Source organism: Halomonas sp. DN3 (assembly GCF_024137905.1).
In the GTDB taxonomy this organism is placed as follows: domain Bacteria; phylum Pseudomonadota; class Gammaproteobacteria; order Pseudomonadales; family Halomonadaceae; genus Halomonas; species Halomonas litopenaei.
Window position 1 is genome coordinate 4,564,746 of sequence record NZ_CP099965.1, and the last position, 16,741, is coordinate 4,581,486.

At 67.4% G+C, this 16,741-nt stretch carries 10 protein-coding genes; 3 read left to right on the forward strand and 7 right to left on the reverse strand.

What is annotated here, in order from left to right:
* The first annotated feature begins 119 nt into the window (after positions 1-119).
* The gene (locus NKF27_RS19765; protein ID WP_253554515.1) at positions 120-1,427 is read left to right on the forward strand and encodes an autotransporter outer membrane beta-barrel domain-containing protein; all 1,308 of its coding nucleotides are present in this window, start codon (positions 120-122) and stop codon (positions 1,425-1,427) included.
* A gap of 60 nt (positions 1,428-1,487) precedes the next feature.
* Here the strand turns inward: NKF27_RS19765 and NKF27_RS19770 are convergent, their stop codons facing one another.
* From NKF27_RS19770 to cysQ, 7 genes are all read right to left on the reverse strand, one after another.
* On the reverse strand, positions 1,488-2,489 hold the full coding sequence (locus NKF27_RS19770) for a glycosyl hydrolase family 8 (protein ID WP_253554518.1): 1,002 nt from the start codon (positions 2,487-2,489) through the stop codon (positions 1,488-1,490).
* A gap of 31 nt (positions 2,490-2,520) precedes the next feature.
* Positions 2,521-3,018 (reverse strand): cellulose biosynthesis protein BcsD, encoded by a 498-nt coding sequence (bcsD, locus tag NKF27_RS19775; protein WP_253554520.1) that lies wholly within the window; start codon positions 3,016-3,018, stop codon positions 2,521-2,523.
* Complete coding sequence (locus NKF27_RS19780; RefSeq protein ID WP_253554521.1) at positions 3,011-6,937, reverse strand: cellulose biosynthesis protein BcsC; 3,927 nt, start codon at positions 6,935-6,937, stop codon at positions 3,011-3,013. The genes bcsD and NKF27_RS19780 overlap by 8 nt, the downstream gene beginning before the upstream one ends.
* Positions 6,934-11,565: a UDP-forming cellulose synthase catalytic subunit gene (bcsA, locus tag NKF27_RS19785; RefSeq protein WP_253554523.1), complete on the reverse strand. Its 4,632-nt coding sequence runs from the start codon at positions 11,563-11,565 to the stop codon at positions 6,934-6,936. The genes NKF27_RS19780 and bcsA overlap by 4 nt, the downstream gene beginning before the upstream one ends.
* A 7-nt stretch (positions 11,566-11,572) precedes the next feature.
* Positions 11,573-12,349: a cellulose biosynthesis protein BcsQ gene (bcsQ, locus tag NKF27_RS19790; protein WP_253554525.1), complete on the reverse strand. Its 777-nt coding sequence runs from the start codon at positions 12,347-12,349 to the stop codon at positions 11,573-11,575.
* Positions 12,346-12,888, reverse strand: coding sequence for a hypothetical protein (locus tag NKF27_RS19795; RefSeq protein ID WP_253554527.1), 543 nt, complete (start codon positions 12,886-12,888; stop codon positions 12,346-12,348). Before NKF27_RS19795 ends, bcsQ begins: the two co-directional genes overlap by 4 nt.
* A 440-nt stretch (positions 12,889-13,328) precedes the next feature.
* A complete protein-coding gene (gene cysQ / locus NKF27_RS19800; protein ID WP_253554529.1) occupies positions 13,329-14,156 on the reverse strand; it encodes a 3'(2'),5'-bisphosphate nucleotidase CysQ in 828 nt (275 codons plus the stop codon).
* A gap of 145 nt (positions 14,157-14,301) precedes the next feature.
* On the opposite strand from cysQ, the gene NKF27_RS19805 reads away from it, so the two are divergent.
* Both NKF27_RS19805 and NKF27_RS19810 read left to right on the forward strand, forming a co-directional pair.
* Positions 14,302-14,475 (forward strand): hypothetical protein, encoded by a 174-nt coding sequence (locus NKF27_RS19805; protein ID WP_253554531.1) that lies wholly within the window; start codon positions 14,302-14,304, stop codon positions 14,473-14,475.
* A 357-nt stretch (positions 14,476-14,832) separates the two neighbouring features.
* Entirely contained in the window at positions 14,833-16,740 is a 1,908-nt protein-coding gene (locus NKF27_RS19810; protein WP_253556512.1) for a capsular polysaccharide biosynthesis protein, read from the forward strand.
* The last annotated feature ends 1 nt before the right edge of the window (position 16,741 follow it).

A 16,741-nucleotide genomic window follows, 5' to 3' on the forward strand; every position in this document is an offset into this window, starting at 1 on the left:
CATACCAACCCCTGAAGTCGACGTCATCGACCACTGATCTTCATGATCGCCTCGCCAGCGTCAGGTGCCACACCAGACAGCCTGGCAGGAAGCCGGCTTCGCCCATCAAGGAAGATCCCATGCACAAGACACGGTTCTCCTCGTCCTCCTGGACTCCCCGCCACATCGCCTCAACGCTATGTGCCTGGCGATCCCTTCCGATCGCGCTGGCCCTTGGCAGCGCCTCGTCGAGTGCCCTCGCCCTCGAGGTCGACCTCGTGCCACTCGACCAGAGCGCCACCACCTTCGTCGGCACCCTGGAAGATCGTCCCTTGACCCTGGAGTTGCTCGGTCAGGAGGCGGTGACCGGAGGAAGCCGTGTGTTTGCGCGCGTCAATGGCAGCCCCGTCGCCCTGAGGCTGCCTGCGGGCATCACCCTGGCAGAGATCGATGGACAGACCCCCGTGGTGCTCACCGACGGCGAAGGAAAGGTGCTGCTCGCCGGGCGACTCGATTCGCTTGGCCGCGATCGCACCCTCGCCCTGGCCGATGAACTTGGCCTGCTGGAACTCGACCAGGCGCTGTACGGCGCCCAGAAGCAGGCCCTGACCCAGAACTTTCGGCCGATCACCCAGCGCATCGACGCCGCCATGGCCCCTCTCGGCGACAGCCCCTATCAGCGTCAACCGGGCGCTAGTGTCTGGAGCACCGCCGAGATCGGCGATCTCGACGGCGACACCCGAAGTTCGGACTACTCCGGCGACGGCAAGGTCGCCCTGCTGGGCATCGACTACCGCTACCGCAACCTGCTGGTCGGCGTGGCCGCCGGCAAGAGCGAGATGTACCTGGATGGAAGAAGTGGCGGGAACACCGACCTGGGCGGCGAGATGATCGCGCCCTACGTCGCCATAGCCCTGCTTAATGACCGCCTGGTGCTGGACGCTACCTTTCTGTATCAGGACCTGGACGGCACCGCACGGCGCGACTATCTGGTCGAAGGCATCGACCTCGACGGCGATCGCTGGGGCGCTCGCGGCGCCGCCACCTATCACCTGCCGAGCTATCAGCTGACGGGCCATCACCGGATCGACACAAGCCTGACCCTTGGCGGGACCTACCTGGATGACGATGTGGATGGCGACTATCTGGTGGGAGAAACCGACTACGGCGAAGAGACCGGCGAAGTCTTTGCCGGGGTTCGGCTCGGCGCCGACGTCTTCACCGGCCGGCTGTTCGGTGGCCTGCTCTACCACTACGACGTGTCCAGCGACGTGGATGACGACGCCGACTTCCTCGACGGGGGCGATGACGATCGTACCGTGCTGGAACTCGGCGCTACCCAGCGACTCGGCCCCGACGTGGACTTTACCCTCGCGGGACAGACGACACTGGGCAGCAGTGGTACCGAATACGACGTGATCAGCGCCTCGCTGTCCTACGACTTCTAGGCCTTCCAGGACCGCCTGAGGGAACAGGCTTGTGCTCGAGCATTGGTCCCACAACGAAGACTAGTCCGGTCCAGGGGCCGACTCGCGCTGGGCCAGTCTCGCCAGCAGCAGCAGCGAGGCCGAATAGTAGTCGTCGCCGGGGGCCAGGCCCGCAGGCATCGCCCGGCGGTCGCGACCGGCCAGCGCGCGAATCGCCAGCACCCCGCGGGAGGCGGCGTACTCCGCCCGGGCCTCGCTGTGGACGTCGATCCAGGCCGGCGGTGGCTGGCGAGCGGGATCGTTCCACAAGGCCAGGATCGGCGAGACACCGGGACGATCGAGCTGGTCTGCCCAGGCCAGGTAGAGGGGGATGCGCACCGCATCAAAGCCGAAGCGGGGTGGCCAGCCCGGCGCCGGAGCCAGGCTGCCGTCGGCGTCAAGCCGCAGCCAGTCGGTGGGCAATCGATAGCGGCCGAAGCGGCCTTGCTCCAGCAACCTCAGGCCGTCTTCCACCAGCGTTTCCCAGCCCGCATCCGGCTCCGCCTGAGCAAAGTCGAGCAACGCCGGCATCACCCAGTAGGACAGGTTGAGGTCGACATGATCCTCGCCACGAAACCCCTGCACCCCCGGCAGCAGCACCCGGTAGCCGCCGCGCTGCACCACCAGATACTCGGCGATGGCCTCGCGGATCATCGCGGCCGCCTGGGCGTAGCGGGGTTCCTGCCAACGACTGGCGGCGCGCTGCAGCGCCCAGGCGATCAGGATGTCGCCATCACTGGCATTGTTGGGGTCCGCCACCGGTGGCACGTTGGTGGGGTCGTAGCGCCAGGAAAACAGCGCCACATCGGTCCGCGCCAGATGCAGCCGGGTCCACTGCCATAGCCGATCGAAGGCCTCGCGATCGCCCTGGGCCTCCGCCAGCAGCATGCCGAAACCCTGCCCTTCCGAGTGGCTAACGTCGCCGTTGCCGCTGTCGAGAATGCGACCGTCGGCGCTCATGAAGCGGCTCTTGTAACGCTCCCAGCTCTCGTCGGCCGGTGCCGCAAGGGCAAAGGTCAAGGAGGCCACGGCGACCAGCAACATCGCCGTCAATCGGCGCCAACACGGGCCGGCATCAGTGGCCGGCGACTTCTTCCCTTGCATAGACGAACTCCAGAGGTTTTCCCGCCTCTGCCGTCACCACCCGAAGGGGCACCGAGCTATCGCCCCCCTGGCGTTCCAGCCATACACCATAGGCCCCGGCCAGCAGCGCACTGGCGGCACGGGCGCCGCGGGCTCGCTCGGCCTCGCTGTGACCGGCAACGGGATAGGCACCATGTTCGATGGTCAGCCGAGTTTCCCCGGCGGTCAATGACACCCAGCCCCAATCGCGCGCACGCCAAAGCTCGTTGAGGGTTCGCTCGAGCCCCTCCAGGGTCTGCTGGTCGGGCAGCGTCAGTTCACTGGCCATTCTGGCCCCGATATGGCGCAGAAAAGCGCCTGCGTCCTGCTCGCCGCCGGAGGCATACAACTCTTCCAGCAGGAAGCGCAGCACATCGTTCCACTGTGACGCACAGTGGGTGCTGTCGAAGTACGCGAGCGAGCGGCGCCGGGCCGCGTCAAGGTCACTCATCTGCTCCCCCAAGGGTGTAGTCCAGGTACAGCCATGCCGAGGTCTCGTCATAGTCGCCGAAGGTGTCGTAGCCAAGGCGGCCACCCACCTTCATGTCATTGGTCAGTTGGTAGGAGGCGTCGCCTCCCAGGGTCAGGCCAAAGCCGCTTTCGCTGGAGGCGCTGTAGCGCGACTCCACCGCAGCGTCGGCATCGGCCAGGTCATCGAGCAGCGCCTGGGATTCGCCGTCGGTGGGGAAGAAGTCCTCCGCCGCCTCGGAGTAGCTCTGGAAGCCCGGCGACACCCTGGCGGAATAGGACCAACGCCCACGCTGCTCGCTGAAGCTGACCGGGAAGGCCACACTGATATGGTCCTGCGGGCTGAAGTAGCCCCCGTGCCCGAACGAGTAGCGACTCAGGTTGCGATCGAAGTCGAGGTAGTTGACGTGCACCCCGGCCTTGAGCTCGCGGTCACGCTCGTTGATCGGCCGCAGGTAAGCCCCCATACCCGCCTCCAGCGAGTCGTTGTCGGCCACGTTGTCACCGGTGTAGCGATAGCCGCCCAGGCTGACGTAGGCACCGCTGTCGCCATTGTCGAAGCTGTAACCCAGCGCCCCCCCGGTCTTGACCACGCCGCCCCAGTGCTCGCCGCTGACCGGATCACGGGTGCCAGCGTAGGACAACAGGCTATCCTTCACCGCGCGGCGTTCCGCGGTCAGGGTGAACTCCCCGGAATCGCCTACCTTCGGGTGCAGGCGCAGGCCCCCGACCAGTTGGGACTGGTCGAAGCCCAGCGGAGTGGTGCCGACGTCCACGTCCAGCAGATCGCTGCGAAAGCCCAGCGACAGCCCCACCCCGGCGTCGCTCTGGGAATCCGCCGATACGTCCAGGCCGTCGCCCCCCACCTGCCCCAGCCGGGACAGGTAGTCGCCGGTGACCCCGGCGCTGACATCGTCATCGCTTGCCAGCTCACCGATGGCCTCGACGATCGCCATGCGGCCGAAGCGACGCTCGGCGTCGCCGGAGGGCGTACCGGCGGACCCGTAGGCCGGGGTCACCGTCAGCTCAGCGCGGGAGCGACCAAAGACCGAGGAAAAATCGCCGGAGGTGAAGGTGGTGGGCGTTTCCACCCTATCGAACTGACTCAGGCCTTCCTCACCACTGCGCACCACCAGAGCGAGCCCGCCCTGTGCCTTGGGCGATACCGCGCGGCGCACCTCGGCCATCATCCGCTCGACCTCATCGATCAGCGGCGAAGCCTGAGGAGCTGCCTCATCGGCCGAGGCACCAGCCCCTGCTCCAGCTCCTGATCCCGTCACTGAGCCAGCGCCCGCGGACAACGAGCCGCCAGGCAGCCAGGCCGGCCGTCCTCCACCAGCGCCACCGCTGGCGTTCTCGAAGGGGTTGTCGCCGGTGGTCGTGGCCAGCGCCAGCGACTGCTGCGGATCGGCGCGCAGCTCGCTGCGCGCCTCACGCAACAGCGCCAGGGCCTGGCGGTCCTGGCCCTGGGCCCGGGCCAGCCCCGCCCGCGACAGCAGCCAGCGAGGTCGATCCTGAGCGTTGGCCGGCGGCGCCACCAAAAGCCGCGACGCTCGCACGCTATCGCCCTGGGCCAGGGCCGCATCCGCGGCCCCCAGGCGGGCGTCATCGCTCTCGGGAAAACGGCTCAGCGTGTAGTCGTAGAGCTGCCCCGCCTGACGCTGGCGCCCCCCGTCCTGATACAGCCGCGCCATCGCCAGCAGCAGCGCCTGATCCTCGGGGCGCTCGCGCAGGGCGCTGGCCAGCACATCATAGGCGCTGGCCAGCTGGCCCTGCTGGCGCAGCCGGTCCGCCTGGGCGACCCGGGCGCCGATCATCGCTTCGTCCAGCGCCGCACGAGCCGCCAGGCCAAAGTCGTCGCGCGCCTCGAGTCGCTGCACCAGCGCCTTGGCCTGGCGGTCGCGGCCGGCGCTCGCCAGCACCGCCACGTAGCCGGTGTAGGCTTCCACCGGCGCGTCCAGCTCGCCGGCGGTATCGGCCTCGACCAGCTCGAGGGCCCGGCTGGTCAGTCCCATCTGCTGATAGCGCTGGGCCACCTGGGCGCGGACTCCCGGATCGCTGGTGCTGGTCAGTACCTCATCGAGACGCTCCAGCGCCGAGGCGCGATCCCCCCGGTCCCAGGCCGCTTCGGCGGCCGCCAACGCCGACTGAGCCTCGGCCTGATCGGCCAGTCGCTGGATGTCCTCGTCGCGCAGTGCCAGCGGGATCGCCGCCAGATAGCGTCGGGTCTGGTCCCAGTCGCCCTTTTCACTGGCATACAGCGCCGCGGCCTGAAGCTGGGGCGCGCTGGCCTCGCTCAGGTTGAGCGGGCGAACCAGGTGGCCAGCCTCGTCGACGCGCCCCTGGCGGTCCAGCAGCCGAGCCAGATCCAGGCGCACCCAGGGGTCCGCGGGCGCCAGCGCCAGCGCTTCGCGAAGGGTCGCTTCCGCCTCGCTGGCGCTCTGACCGGCGGCCTGCTGCCGCAGCGCCTGGGCCCGGGCGGCGCCCAGGTCGCCAAGCTGGGCACGAGCGCTGGCTGGCAGACTGGCGGCCAGCGCCTCGGCCTCGGACCAGCGCTGCTGGCGTCGATAGACGTCGACCAGACCGAGCTTTGCCGAAGTGTCATTGCCCAGACTGAGGTAACGTTGTTCGGCCTGATCGAGACGTCCCTGGCGCTTGAGCAGATCGGCCTGCAGCAAGGTCGCCGCCCGCGCCCCGTCGCCGCCACCACGGGTCAGCGGCGTCACCAGTTCGAGCGCACGATCCAGTCGCCCCGCCCTGGCCTGGGCCCGCGCCTCCCCCAGTCGAGCATAGAAGGCCGCGCTTTCGTAGGCGGCCTGCCATTGGTCGCGTCGCTCGGGTGCCAGCCGGATCGCCTGCTCCAGCGCGTCTCGCGCCTCGGCGAAACGTTGCTGGCGCAGCAGGGTCAGCCCCAGCCCGCCCTGGGCATCGGCGTCGTCCGGGGTCTGCTCGAGCACCTGCTGGAACTGCGCCTCGGCCTGGTCCAGCCGCTGCTGCTCCAGGCTGTCGTACCCCTGAGCCCTGGCCTGGGCCGCCTCGCGCTCCGGCGGCAGGGTCATCTTGTCGGCGAACAGCTCGGCGATCTGGCTATCCTCTGGGTGCGCCTGCTGATAGGCGGCATACAGGTGCTCGTCTGCGGGGGTCGCCTCGAGCCACTCCAGCGCCTGACGCCAGGCGCGATCGGCGGCCGCATCGCCGGTCGCATCGCCGGTCGCAGCGCGCTCGGCCAGACGCTCGATACCCTGGCGACGCGTGGCTTCACGATAGCTCAGCACCTGGCCCAGCGCGGTGGCCAGCGCCGGCTCGTCGGGATGTTCACGCGCCATCGCCGCCAGGCGGTCGCGAGCCTCGCTCCAGCCATTGTCGGTGCCGGCCAGGGTCAGGTAGACCTCCGGCGCCAGCCTCGGCGGAACCGCGTCGCCCTCGAGCACCGCCCGATAGCTGGCCATGGCTTCGGCGTAGTTGCCCGCCGCCGCCTGGGAGCGGGCCTCGGCAAGCCGCTGGCCGTCGGCACGCCGCAGCTTCTGTTCCTGCGCCAGCGCCTCGACCCGGTCATCCTCCGGGGCCACCTCGGCCAACCGCGCCTGCCAGCGACTGGCCTTCTCCATATCGCCATCGGTCAGCGCATATTCCGCCAGCAGGTAGAGGGCACGCCGGTTGCCCGGGTCGGCATCGAGCACCCGCTCGAGGGACTGCTCGGCCAGATCGGCGCGCTGCCGATCCCGCCAGAAGCGAGCCTGCTCGAACAGCGGCGCCAGGGCCTGATCGGTCCCCTGGGCCTGGGCCGGACTCTGGTCCTGCGCCAGCACCGGAAGGGAAGACAGCGTCAATGACAGCAGGGAGTACGACAGCAGTCCTGCCGCACCGGCGCTGCGAGCCTTGAACAAACGCAAGTGTTTCATCGGCGTGGCGCTCCCCTGGTGTTGTCACTCTGTCCCTTGCCGTCGGCCACCGGGTGGTCGACGCGGCCTCCAGGAGCGTCGGCCTGGTCTTCAGGAGCATCGGCCTGGGCTTCAGGAGCGTCGGCCTGGCCCCCCTGCAGGCGCCGTGCAGCACGGCGAGCCAGTCCCCGGTGGCAGACCAGCCCCAGCAGTGTCACCACCACCAGCAGCAGCAGCGCCATGGCCACCAGGTTCTGGCCCAGCATCCAGCGCAACCTCATGTGCCAGGGCATCTCACCGACGCCCTGACGCGGCCCTGCGCGAAAGCTCTCGGCACTGCCCTCTGCGGGGATCAGCGCCAGATCGCCATACACCGAGCGGCTTACCTCGTCGTCGCCCAGTCGCGCCACCAGCGACGGCAGCGCCTCGGCGTCATCGGCGACCGCCGCGACCACGAAGCGCGAACGGTTCAAGGGTGACGGCAGGCTGACCAGCCCCTGGGACACCTCGCTGTCCTGCAGCGCCTGGGCGACCTCTCGCCACAGCGGCCGCCAGTCACCCAGGAGCCAATAGCGCCAGCGCTCCATCCAGGGCACCTCGGCCACCGCCAGACGCCCCTCGTCGGCCCGGTACACGCCGGCGTCGAACAGCGACGTCTGCGCCAGACTGGCGAGGTCGGCGACCACCAGCAGGTCCTTGTCGACCAGATCGCCGGTGAGGGAAAGCCCTCGACGCACCTCGATGCCAAGGGCGGGATAACCGGTAGCGCCGGCGATACGGCCCACGCTGGTCAACAGCGCCGACAGCTCGCTCTCGTCAGCGGCCTCGGGCACCAGCGCCACGCTGGCGCCAAGATCCGCCTGACGCGAGAACGGAAACCCCGCGCTGACGAAGGACGACAGCGACGGCATGACGCTGAAGTGCTCTGCCCGACGCAGATCCAGCGTGGTGGTGGGCAGGATTCGACTGATGGCGTCCTCACCCAGCCCCGGCGCGCAGTCGACCCCGTCTGCCACCACCAGGTGAAAGTAGAACTGCAGGCGATTGTTGCCGTAGAGCAGGTCCCTGGGCAGCAGGACCTCGGCACTCTGCTCCCGGCCGGCGCCGACCAGACGTTGCCACAGACGCTCCAGCGCCTTGCCCGACTCCACCGGCAAGGCCGCGAGATATTCGCCGTTGAGGCTGACATCGAGGCTCGAGGCGATGGGATCGAGCCAGGGCTCGTCAGGAAAACGATAGTCGACCCTCAGCCGATAGTTCTGACCGGGCCACAGGAACAGATCCGGCGGCACCCTCAGGCTCAGGGCGTGCTCCCGGGCGGACAGCCCGCGTGCCACGAAGCCCTCGGGTTCGCCCAACGAGGCCAGGCTGGCCGGGGTTTCGACATCGACCCAGCGCGGCGCGTCATAGGGCTCGCGAGGGGCTGGCGGACTCAGTCGTTCGCCATCAAGGCGCAGCCGTTCGCCGTTCAGCGTCGCCGGCGCTGCGCTATCGAGACTCTCCCCGAGTCCCGACAGCGCCAGACCGCGGGCGGCCCGGGCCACCTCGACGTCACTGTTTCCCACCATCAGCAGCAGCTTGAACAGCGGGTTGCGCGGATTGGGACGCATCAACAGGGTCGGCCCCTCGACCTGCGGCAGGGTCAAGCCCGCCAGACGTTGCCCCGAGCGCCCGATCACCACGGCGTTGTCCAGCGGCAGGCGATCGTAAAGCGCCTCGACCTGTAGCTGCCCGGCCTCGGCGTAGCGTCCGAAGTGCGAGGCAATGATGGCCGCCCCGCGCAACTGGGCCTCCGACGCATCGCGGGCCATCACCATCGCCACCCGATTGACATCCGCCGTCGCGGCATCGATGAAGGGCCTCGGCAGGCGGGCCAGCTCGTCGGGGGTCGGCAGCCGCTGCAGGGTCAAGGCCAGCCTGGATTCGGAAGCGATCTCCACCCTGCCGACGGCCTGGTCATCGCCGTGGCACTGCTGGGTCGCCTGCCCCAGCAGGCGAAACTCCAGCCGATTGAAGGGCAGGATCAGGGCCGAAGGGATATCCAGGCGCTGGGTCATGCCACCGGCGTTGAACTGGTCAAGGTCGATGGTCTGAAGCGTCTCGCCGTTGAGCAGCACCCCGAGCTGGCTGTCGGCCGGCAGGCCACGGTGAGACAGCGACAGCGACAGCGAGGCAGCCACCGCCACCTCATCGTCGCGCAGCGAGAACGCAGTGCCCGAAAGCCGGGCGCTCGGGGTCAGTCGCAAGGTCTCATCCGTGGCCAGCAGCGGGATCGACAACTCACGCTGGGTCGGTTGCAACGGCTGGCTGACGCTGTCCAGATCCAGCCGACCATCCTCGCCGAAGCGCAGCGGGGGCAGCGTCTCGCCCGGTACCGAGGTGTCACCCGGCACGACACCTAAACCGCCGGCCTCGTCCGTCACGCCGATCGTCGGTGCCGGGACCTGGGCCCAGACCCGGTGCGAGACCATCAAGACCCCGAGCACGATGGTGGCCACCAGCATCACCGGCGCCAGCCAGCCTCGACTGAAGCGCCCGCGGGTCAGCCCGCGCATCGGGCTGCGGAAGTGCAGCCCCTTCTGCTGCCACTGGTGAAAGAACAGCCCCACCACCGAGCGCACCACATGCCACAGCGACGCCAATGGCCGGTCCTGGGGATGCGGCGCCTCGGGAATCCAGGCGTCGGCACGCCCCATGACCACCCGCACCAGCTCTCTGCGCTGGCGAAGCGGCAACTCATCGAAACGAAAGCGCAGTGAGTCATCGGTACCGGAGGCGTTGACCGAACACACGGGGAACATCAGCCCCCGTCGATTGAAGGTGATCTCCAGGCACTCCACCTCGCTGCCCAGGGCCGAGCGCTTGCCCTCCACCAGGGCGCCCCCCATGGACAGGTTGGTGGTCCAGCTCTGCACCGCATGGCCACTGGCCAGGTGCAACACCACCGGAAGGCGCGCCTCGACCCGCACCGAGCGCCGCAGCTGGCGTGTTTCCCGCGCCACCGCGATGGCCGCCAGCAGCACCAGAATGCTGACGGAGGCCCACATCACATTGAACAGCATGACGCTGGTCTGGACATCGAACAGATCACTCCAGAAGACCCGCACCAGTCCCCACACCACCGCCGCCACCAACAGACCAAGCACGAACAGATGGGGGCGCACCGCCTCACCATCGAAGTAGCCCTCCTCCAGCAGTCCGCCCTTCTCGGTGACATTGAACTTGCCCCGCCGCGGGCTGAGCAGGGTCACCAGGGTCGGCTTGAGCAAGTGAAAGGCCAGCACGCTTTCGTAGATCTCGCCCCAGAAGGAGTAGCGGAAGCGCCCCACCAGCCGCGAGTTGGTGTAGATCGCATGAAACAGATGCGGCAACGCGTAGACGGCGATCATCTGCGGCGACGAGGCAATCACGTGCAGATCAAACAACAGGTAGGCCAGGGGCGCGGTCAGGAACACCAGGCGGGGCATGGCGAACTGGAAGTGCAGCATGGCGTTGAGGTAGCAAAGCCGCTGCGGCAGGCGCAGGCCACGCCCCCACAATGGATTGTCCAGCCGGAAGATCTGGGTCATGCCCCTGGCCCAGCGGGCCCGCTGGCCGATGTGCAGAGACAGTCGCTCGGTGGCCAGGCCAGCGGCCAGGCGCACCCCCAGGAAGGCCGTGTTCCAGCCACGCCGCTGCAGCTTGAGGGCGGTATGGGCATCCTCGGTCACGGTTTCCACCGCGAAGCCGCCGATCTCTTCCAGTGCGCTACGCCGCATCAGTGCACAGGAACCGCAGAAGAAGGCCGCATTCCAGTAATCGTTGCCCTTCTGCACCGGCCCGTAGAACAGCTCCCCTTCGTTGGGGATATCCGCCCCGGCGACGAGATTGCGCTCGAACGGATCCGGAGAATAGAAGTGGTGAGGCGTCTGCAACAGCGCCAACCGCTCGTCGGTGACAAACTCCCCCACCGTGGCCTGCAGAAAGGCCCGGGTCGCCACATGGTCGCAGTCGAATACGCAGATCAGCTCGCCGTCGGTCAGCCCCATGGCGTGATTGAGGTTGCCCGCCTTGGCGTGGCTGTTGTCTTCCCGGGTGATGTAGCCGACACCCACCGCCGCAGCGAAGGCGCCGAACTCGGGGCGCTTGCCATCGTCCAGCACATAGATGCGCGTGCGATCCGCCGGGTAATCGATGTTCTGGGCGGCCAGCACCGTGTCCCGCACCACCTCGAGGCTCTCGTTATAGGTGGGGATATAGATGTCCACCGTCGGCCAGCGCGTCGCATCCGGTGGCATCGGCCGGATCGCGCGCTCCAGCGGCCAGGCGATCTGGAAGTACCCCAGCACCAGAATCACCCAGGCGTAGCACTCGGCGGCCAGCAGACCGTAACCGAACACCGCCTCGACCTGGGTATCGAACACCAGCGTCTCGCTCAGACGCCAATACAGGTAGCGGGTAGAGACCAGCACCGACAGCAGCATCATCGCCTGGCGTACCCAGCCACCACGCAGGCGAGCCAGCACCAGCAACGCCAGCATGCCGACACCGGCGAACACCAGCTGGCGCTCCAGGGTCAACGGCGTGGTGACAAGCAGGGCCGCCAGGGGCGCCCCCAGGATCAGCGCCAGCAGACGCGCGCCCAGTGACGCAGAGGAAGAGACGTTCATGGGCATCCTATAGCGCCGGGGCGACCACCCCATGGGACTGGAGTGAGGGGAGCAGACGACTGACGCTGCGGGCCAGGGTGTCGATATCGTGGGCCGCCGCCGAGGCTGGCGCGTAGTCGAAGATCGACTGCTCGCAGGCCAGCGCCTCGGGAATCGCCTCGTCACGATGCACGTTGCCGAGCAACGGACTGCCCAGGCGATCCTGCAGGAAGTCGGCCACGTCGCTGGAAAGCCTTCGGCGTCGGTCCACCTGATTGATGATGTAGTAGGGCCTGACACCAGGGCCCATGAAGTCGCCGCCTTCGATACGCGGCAACACCGACAGCGAGGCGCTGTCGGCCAGCAGCACCGCCACCTGGATGGCATCGGCAGCGCCCATGGCGGCGAGGCTCGGCGACGGCCCTGGCGGTAGATCCGCCAGCACCACGCAGCGTGGCTCGTTCAGCAGAGGCCCCAGACGCTGGGCCACCGCCTCGGGGTGCGCGCTGAGCCAGGACTCGAACGCCAGGCGCTGGGCATCGCTGACTTCGCCATAGGGCAACAGCTCGATACCGCTGGCGCTGGGCACCAGCAGGCGTCGCCAGTCGTGGATCTCCACGGCCTGGGCGACAAAACCTCGCCCCTCGCCGAATCCCAGCCCGAAGTGCAGTCGCAGAGCGTTCTGTACGTCGAAATCGATGACCACCACCCGGTGCCCGAGGCGCTTGAGGGCGTGAGCCAGATTGGCGGTCAGCGTTGTCTTGCCGACGCCGCCCTTGGGCGACGACAGGGAAACCAGATTCATTGAGAGATTCGTTTGAGCAGAGGTTTCAGCGGCGTTTCCTTGCCGGTAGCGGCCTCGGACGACGCCTTGTCCGAGGCACTGCGAAATAGATGGCCAAAGCGTCCGGCAGGCGCAACACGAGCCTCCCCCGGAGACGAGGCCTCGCCCACGCTCAAGGCGTTGGTGGCAGGCACCTGGTGCTCGACTCGCCGATCAGCGGGGGGCTCGCTGTGCTCAGCGGCGGCCGAGGGGGCAGGCCGGGCGGCAGGACCAGAGGCAGGCTCGGGAGCCGGGGCGGCGGGGAGTTGTTCCAGCGTCGCCCAGGCCTTCCCCTTGCGCGCAGGGGCCGCGTCGGCTGGCGTTGGCGGGGGCTCTGCGCGAGCACCTGTCTCGACGCGTGACGGCCTATCGTCAGGCTCGACGTCGTGGCCCGAGAGCTGGCCAAGCAGCCCCCAGCGCGGCTGGCCCGCCCCCTCATCGGTGCGACCAAACGCCTGGTAGCCAGCAGTATCGGAACCGGTCTTGCGCAGGAAATCCTGGATATCGTCCGATGCACTCATCTTCCGTCTCCAACGGGCCAAGGCAAACAGCTCCTCTGCCTGATCCGTCACGGCGCCGGCAGGAGAGAATGCGGGAAAGATGCTTCGACCAAAGAAGCATATGTTGACCAAAGGAGCACATTACTACCATTTTTGTGCCGATGCCGCAGCAAGCAATCTCTCAACGCAGCCTGCGACAATTGCCTGATTACTCGCCACTTCCCAGGCACAGCCACGCCAGAGCCTGCCTGCAGGCGGACCAACAGCCGTTCAGCAAGCAAGCACAGACTCAGAAAAAAGCGTGAGAAATCTTTGGGGCCAGGACAGCCAGGGATAGGGGTCCGCCAAGGGCCACAGACCTCGGGATACCTGAAACAACAGGAAGGAAACACTCGGTGAGGCAAAAAAAGGGCCGATCCGAGCCACAGCCCGAATCGGCACAAATTTCTAGAGCTCAAGCACTACTGCGCCAGGGCGGCGACCAATGCCTGCTCCCAGCGCTCGTCGCGCTGGCCACACACGACAAAGAACGGATTGAGCAGCGACTCGCCACGATTGCAACGCAGCGGCTCCAGCGTCTGTGCGTCCAGCACCAGCCCGCCGGCGGCGGTGACCACCGCCTGGGCGGCGGCGGTGTCCCACTCGCAGGTGGGTGCCAGGCGCGGATAGAGGTCGGCCTTGCCCTCCGCTACCAGGCACAGCTTCAGCGAACTGCCCATCGAGGTGCACTCGGTAGACGGCAAGCGTGAACAGAAAGCCTCGAAGGTCTCGGCACCGTGGCGGCGGCTGCCCACCACCACCCAGGGGGCCTGGGCGGGGTCCGGCAGTTCACGCACGCGGATCGGCTGGCGGGACTCGCCCTCGGATCGCCAGGCGCCATTGTCCTGATCACCGAACCAGGTCACCCCCAGCACCGGCGCATGGACCACCCCCAGCACCGGCACGCCGTGTTCGATCAGCGCCACGTTGAGGGTGAATTCACCGTTGCGATTGACGAACTCCTTGGTGCCATCCAGAGGGTCCACCAGCCAATAGCGCGACCAGCCGAGGCGTGTCTCGGTGGCGATCTCGCCAGACTCCTCGGACAGCACCGGCACCTCCGGCGTCAGCCGGCCCAACAGCGCCACCAGGGCGTGGTGGGCGGCCAGATCGGCCTCGGTCAACGGGCTATTGTCGTCCTTGTGCTCGACGTCGAAGTCGCGCTGATAGATTTCGAGCACCAGTCGGCCGGCCTCTTCCACGCCGGCGACCAGGGCGTCCTTGTGTTCACTGCTCAGAGAAACGGGCACGCAAGACTCCTTGATAAAAGGCCCGACCGGAGTCGACACAGCGGGCCGATACAAATGTACCGGGAAGGCCAGGCCTTCCCGGAAATCGATGCCGCCAATCTTACCGCGACTCGACGGTTCAGCGCAGGGGAGGAGACGGATCAGCATGACTTGGGCGTCATTCGCCGGTATTGCCACCGCCTGGTCGCTCCCACCGCCTTGTCGCTACCACCGCCTCGTCGCTACCACCGCCGCTGCCGACGGCCATCGCCAACGCCTCGCCATGCGCGGCCAGACAACGAAGTGGCTGGCCGATCAATCGACGCTGCATAAACTGTAAAAAACCCCTGGTAAGACACCCTAATCACTATTAGTACTTATTTACTAATCATCCACTTGCACCTTGCACCCGAATTGATGCCGATTAAGGCCTATAAACTGTGCCTGTTTTTGACGAGATAAGAGTTTCCCGAACATGAGTTCTGTTAACATGACGCACTACAGACTTAATCGACTTTTGCGCCGTAGGTGAAACTTGGGACAGGGAGTCAATCTACACGCAGATGAAAGGCAACCCCGCCGCAGTGCCATCCTGACCACGGGCGCCCTGGCCAGACAGCCAGCATTGGCGCCCTGTCTGCACGAATTCGATGAACTCCTCTCCTGGGGTCAACGGCATCGCCAAGGCGCCCAGGCAGTGGTCGGCTGGGGCTACAAGCCATCTGCAAACAAGGCTCGGCGTTACGCCGAGCGCCTCGGCATGCCTTACGTTGCCGTGGAGGACGGGTTCCTGCGTTCCTGGGGACTCGGTGTGCAGGGCTATGCCTCTCACTCCCTAGTGGTGGACCACCTCGGCATCTACTACGATGCCTCGCGCCCATCGGATCTCGAGGTCATGATCGGGCAGGACAGCTTCCTGCCCGGCGAACAGCAGCGCGCCGAACGCGCCATGACCCGCCTGCGTGAGCTGCGCCTGTCCAAGTACAACCACGCACCGGACCTCCCGCTGCCCGCCAGCGACACCCCGCGTGTACTGGTGGTCGACCAGACCCGCGGCGACGCCTCGATCGCCTACGGCATGGCCAACGCCAAGAGCTTCGAGGCCATGCTCGACTACGCCTGCGAACACCATCCGCACGCCGACATCCTGATCAAGGCCCACCCGGACGTGGTGGCTGGCAGCAAGGCCGGCCACCTGATGCAGGCCGGCAAGCGCCAGCGCTGTCATCTACTGACCGAAGACATCAACCCCTGGGCACTGTTCGATGCGGTGGAGGCCGTCCACGTGGTCACCAGCCAGCTCGGCTTCGAAGCCCTGATCGCCGGACTGCCGGTCACCTGCCACGGCCTGCCGTTCTACGCCGGCTGGGGGCTCACCGACGACCGTCAGGCCTGCCCTCGTCGTACGCACCGCCCCAGCCTCACCTGGGTGTTCGCCGCGGCCTACCTGCGCTATTGCCGCTACGCCAACCCCTATACCCGGCAAGCCAGCGACCTGGAAGCCACCCTCGACCTGCTGGATGACCAACGTCGCCAGATCGAGGCCGCTGCCGGCGACTGGCAGGTACAGGGATTCTCACGCTGGAAGCGCGGCTTTATCGCCGACTTCCTTGGTCCCAGGGCCAAGCTGCGCAGCACCGGCACGTCCCCCGACACGCCCCCGCCATCGACCACCGCCGCTGTGACACGGCGACTGGTGTGGGGCGATCAACCCGGCCGCGACGATGATGGCGCTTGCTGGCGCATGGAAGACGGCTTTCTGCGCTCGGTGGGACTGGGCATCGATCTGACGCGCCCGATGTCACTGGTCATCGACGGCGCCGGCATCTACTACGACCCCGGCCGGCCCAGTGACCTCGAGACCCTGATCGAGCGAGGCGACTTCTCGCCACAGCTGCTGGCACGTGCTCGCCACGTCATCCAGCGCCTGGTCGCGCTCAAGCTGAGCAAGTACAACGACAGCGCCACCCAGCACAACGAGACCACCCTCACGCCACGCCTGGCGGCTCTCAAGGCCTGCCCCGAGCAGCGCTGCCTGCTGGTACCCGGCCAGGTCGAGAGCGACGCGTCCATTCGTACCGGCGCCACCCAGATCGCCACCAACGCCGCCCTGCTGGCCCGAGTGCGTGAGGCCAACCCCGACGCCCTTGTCATCTACAAGCCCCACCCCGACGTGACCAGCGGCGTCAGGCTGGGACAGGACGTCGACGACACGCACTACGACCACTGCCTGCCCCACGCCGATATCACGGCGCTGATCGAGCAGGCCGACGAGATCCACACCATGACCTCGCTGACCGGATTCGAGGCGCTGCTGCGTGGCAAGCCGGTGACCACCTACGGCGTTCCCTTCTACGCCGGCTGGGGGCTGACCCGGGATCAGGCACCGACGCCCCGGCGCCGCAGCCGCCGAGCCACCCTGGAAGAGCTGGTCGCGGCCGCCCTGATCATCTACCCGCGCTACGTCGACCCGGCCAGCCGCCATTTGATCAACGTCGAGACCGCCATCACTCTGCTGGACCAGCGCCGCCAGGCCCGTCCCCGACTGCGCCTGTGGCAACGGGCCTATCGCCACTACCGCAACACCGTTGAAGGCAGGCACTGAC

Bases quoted from the DNA above. Each gene is read 5' to 3' on its own strand.
- NKF27_RS19765 (WP_253554515.1), top strand. From the start codon at position 120: ATGCACAAGACACGGTTCTCCTCGTCCTCCTGGACTCCCCGCCACATC.
- NKF27_RS19770 (WP_253554518.1), bottom strand. From the start codon at position 2,489: ATGTTGCTGGTCGCCGTGGCCTCCTTGACCTTTGCCCTTGCGGCACCG.
- bcsD (WP_253554520.1), bottom strand. From the start codon at position 3,018: ATGAGTGACCTTGACGCGGCCCGGCGCCGCTCGCTCGCGTACTTCGAC.
- NKF27_RS19780 (WP_253554521.1), bottom strand. From the start codon at position 6,937: ATGAAACACTTGCGTTTGTTCAAGGCTCGCAGCGCCGGTGCGGCAGGA.
- bcsA (WP_253554523.1), bottom strand. From the start codon at position 11,565: ATGAACGTCTCTTCCTCTGCGTCACTGGGCGCGCGTCTGCTGGCGCTG.
- bcsQ (WP_253554525.1), bottom strand. From the start codon at position 12,349: ATGAATCTGGTTTCCCTGTCGTCGCCCAAGGGCGGCGTCGGCAAGACA.
- NKF27_RS19795 (WP_253554527.1), bottom strand. From the start codon at position 12,888: ATGAGTGCATCGGACGATATCCAGGATTTCCTGCGCAAGACCGGTTCC.
- NKF27_RS19805 (WP_253554531.1), top strand. From the start codon at position 14,302: ATGACTTGGGCGTCATTCGCCGGTATTGCCACCGCCTGGTCGCTCCCA.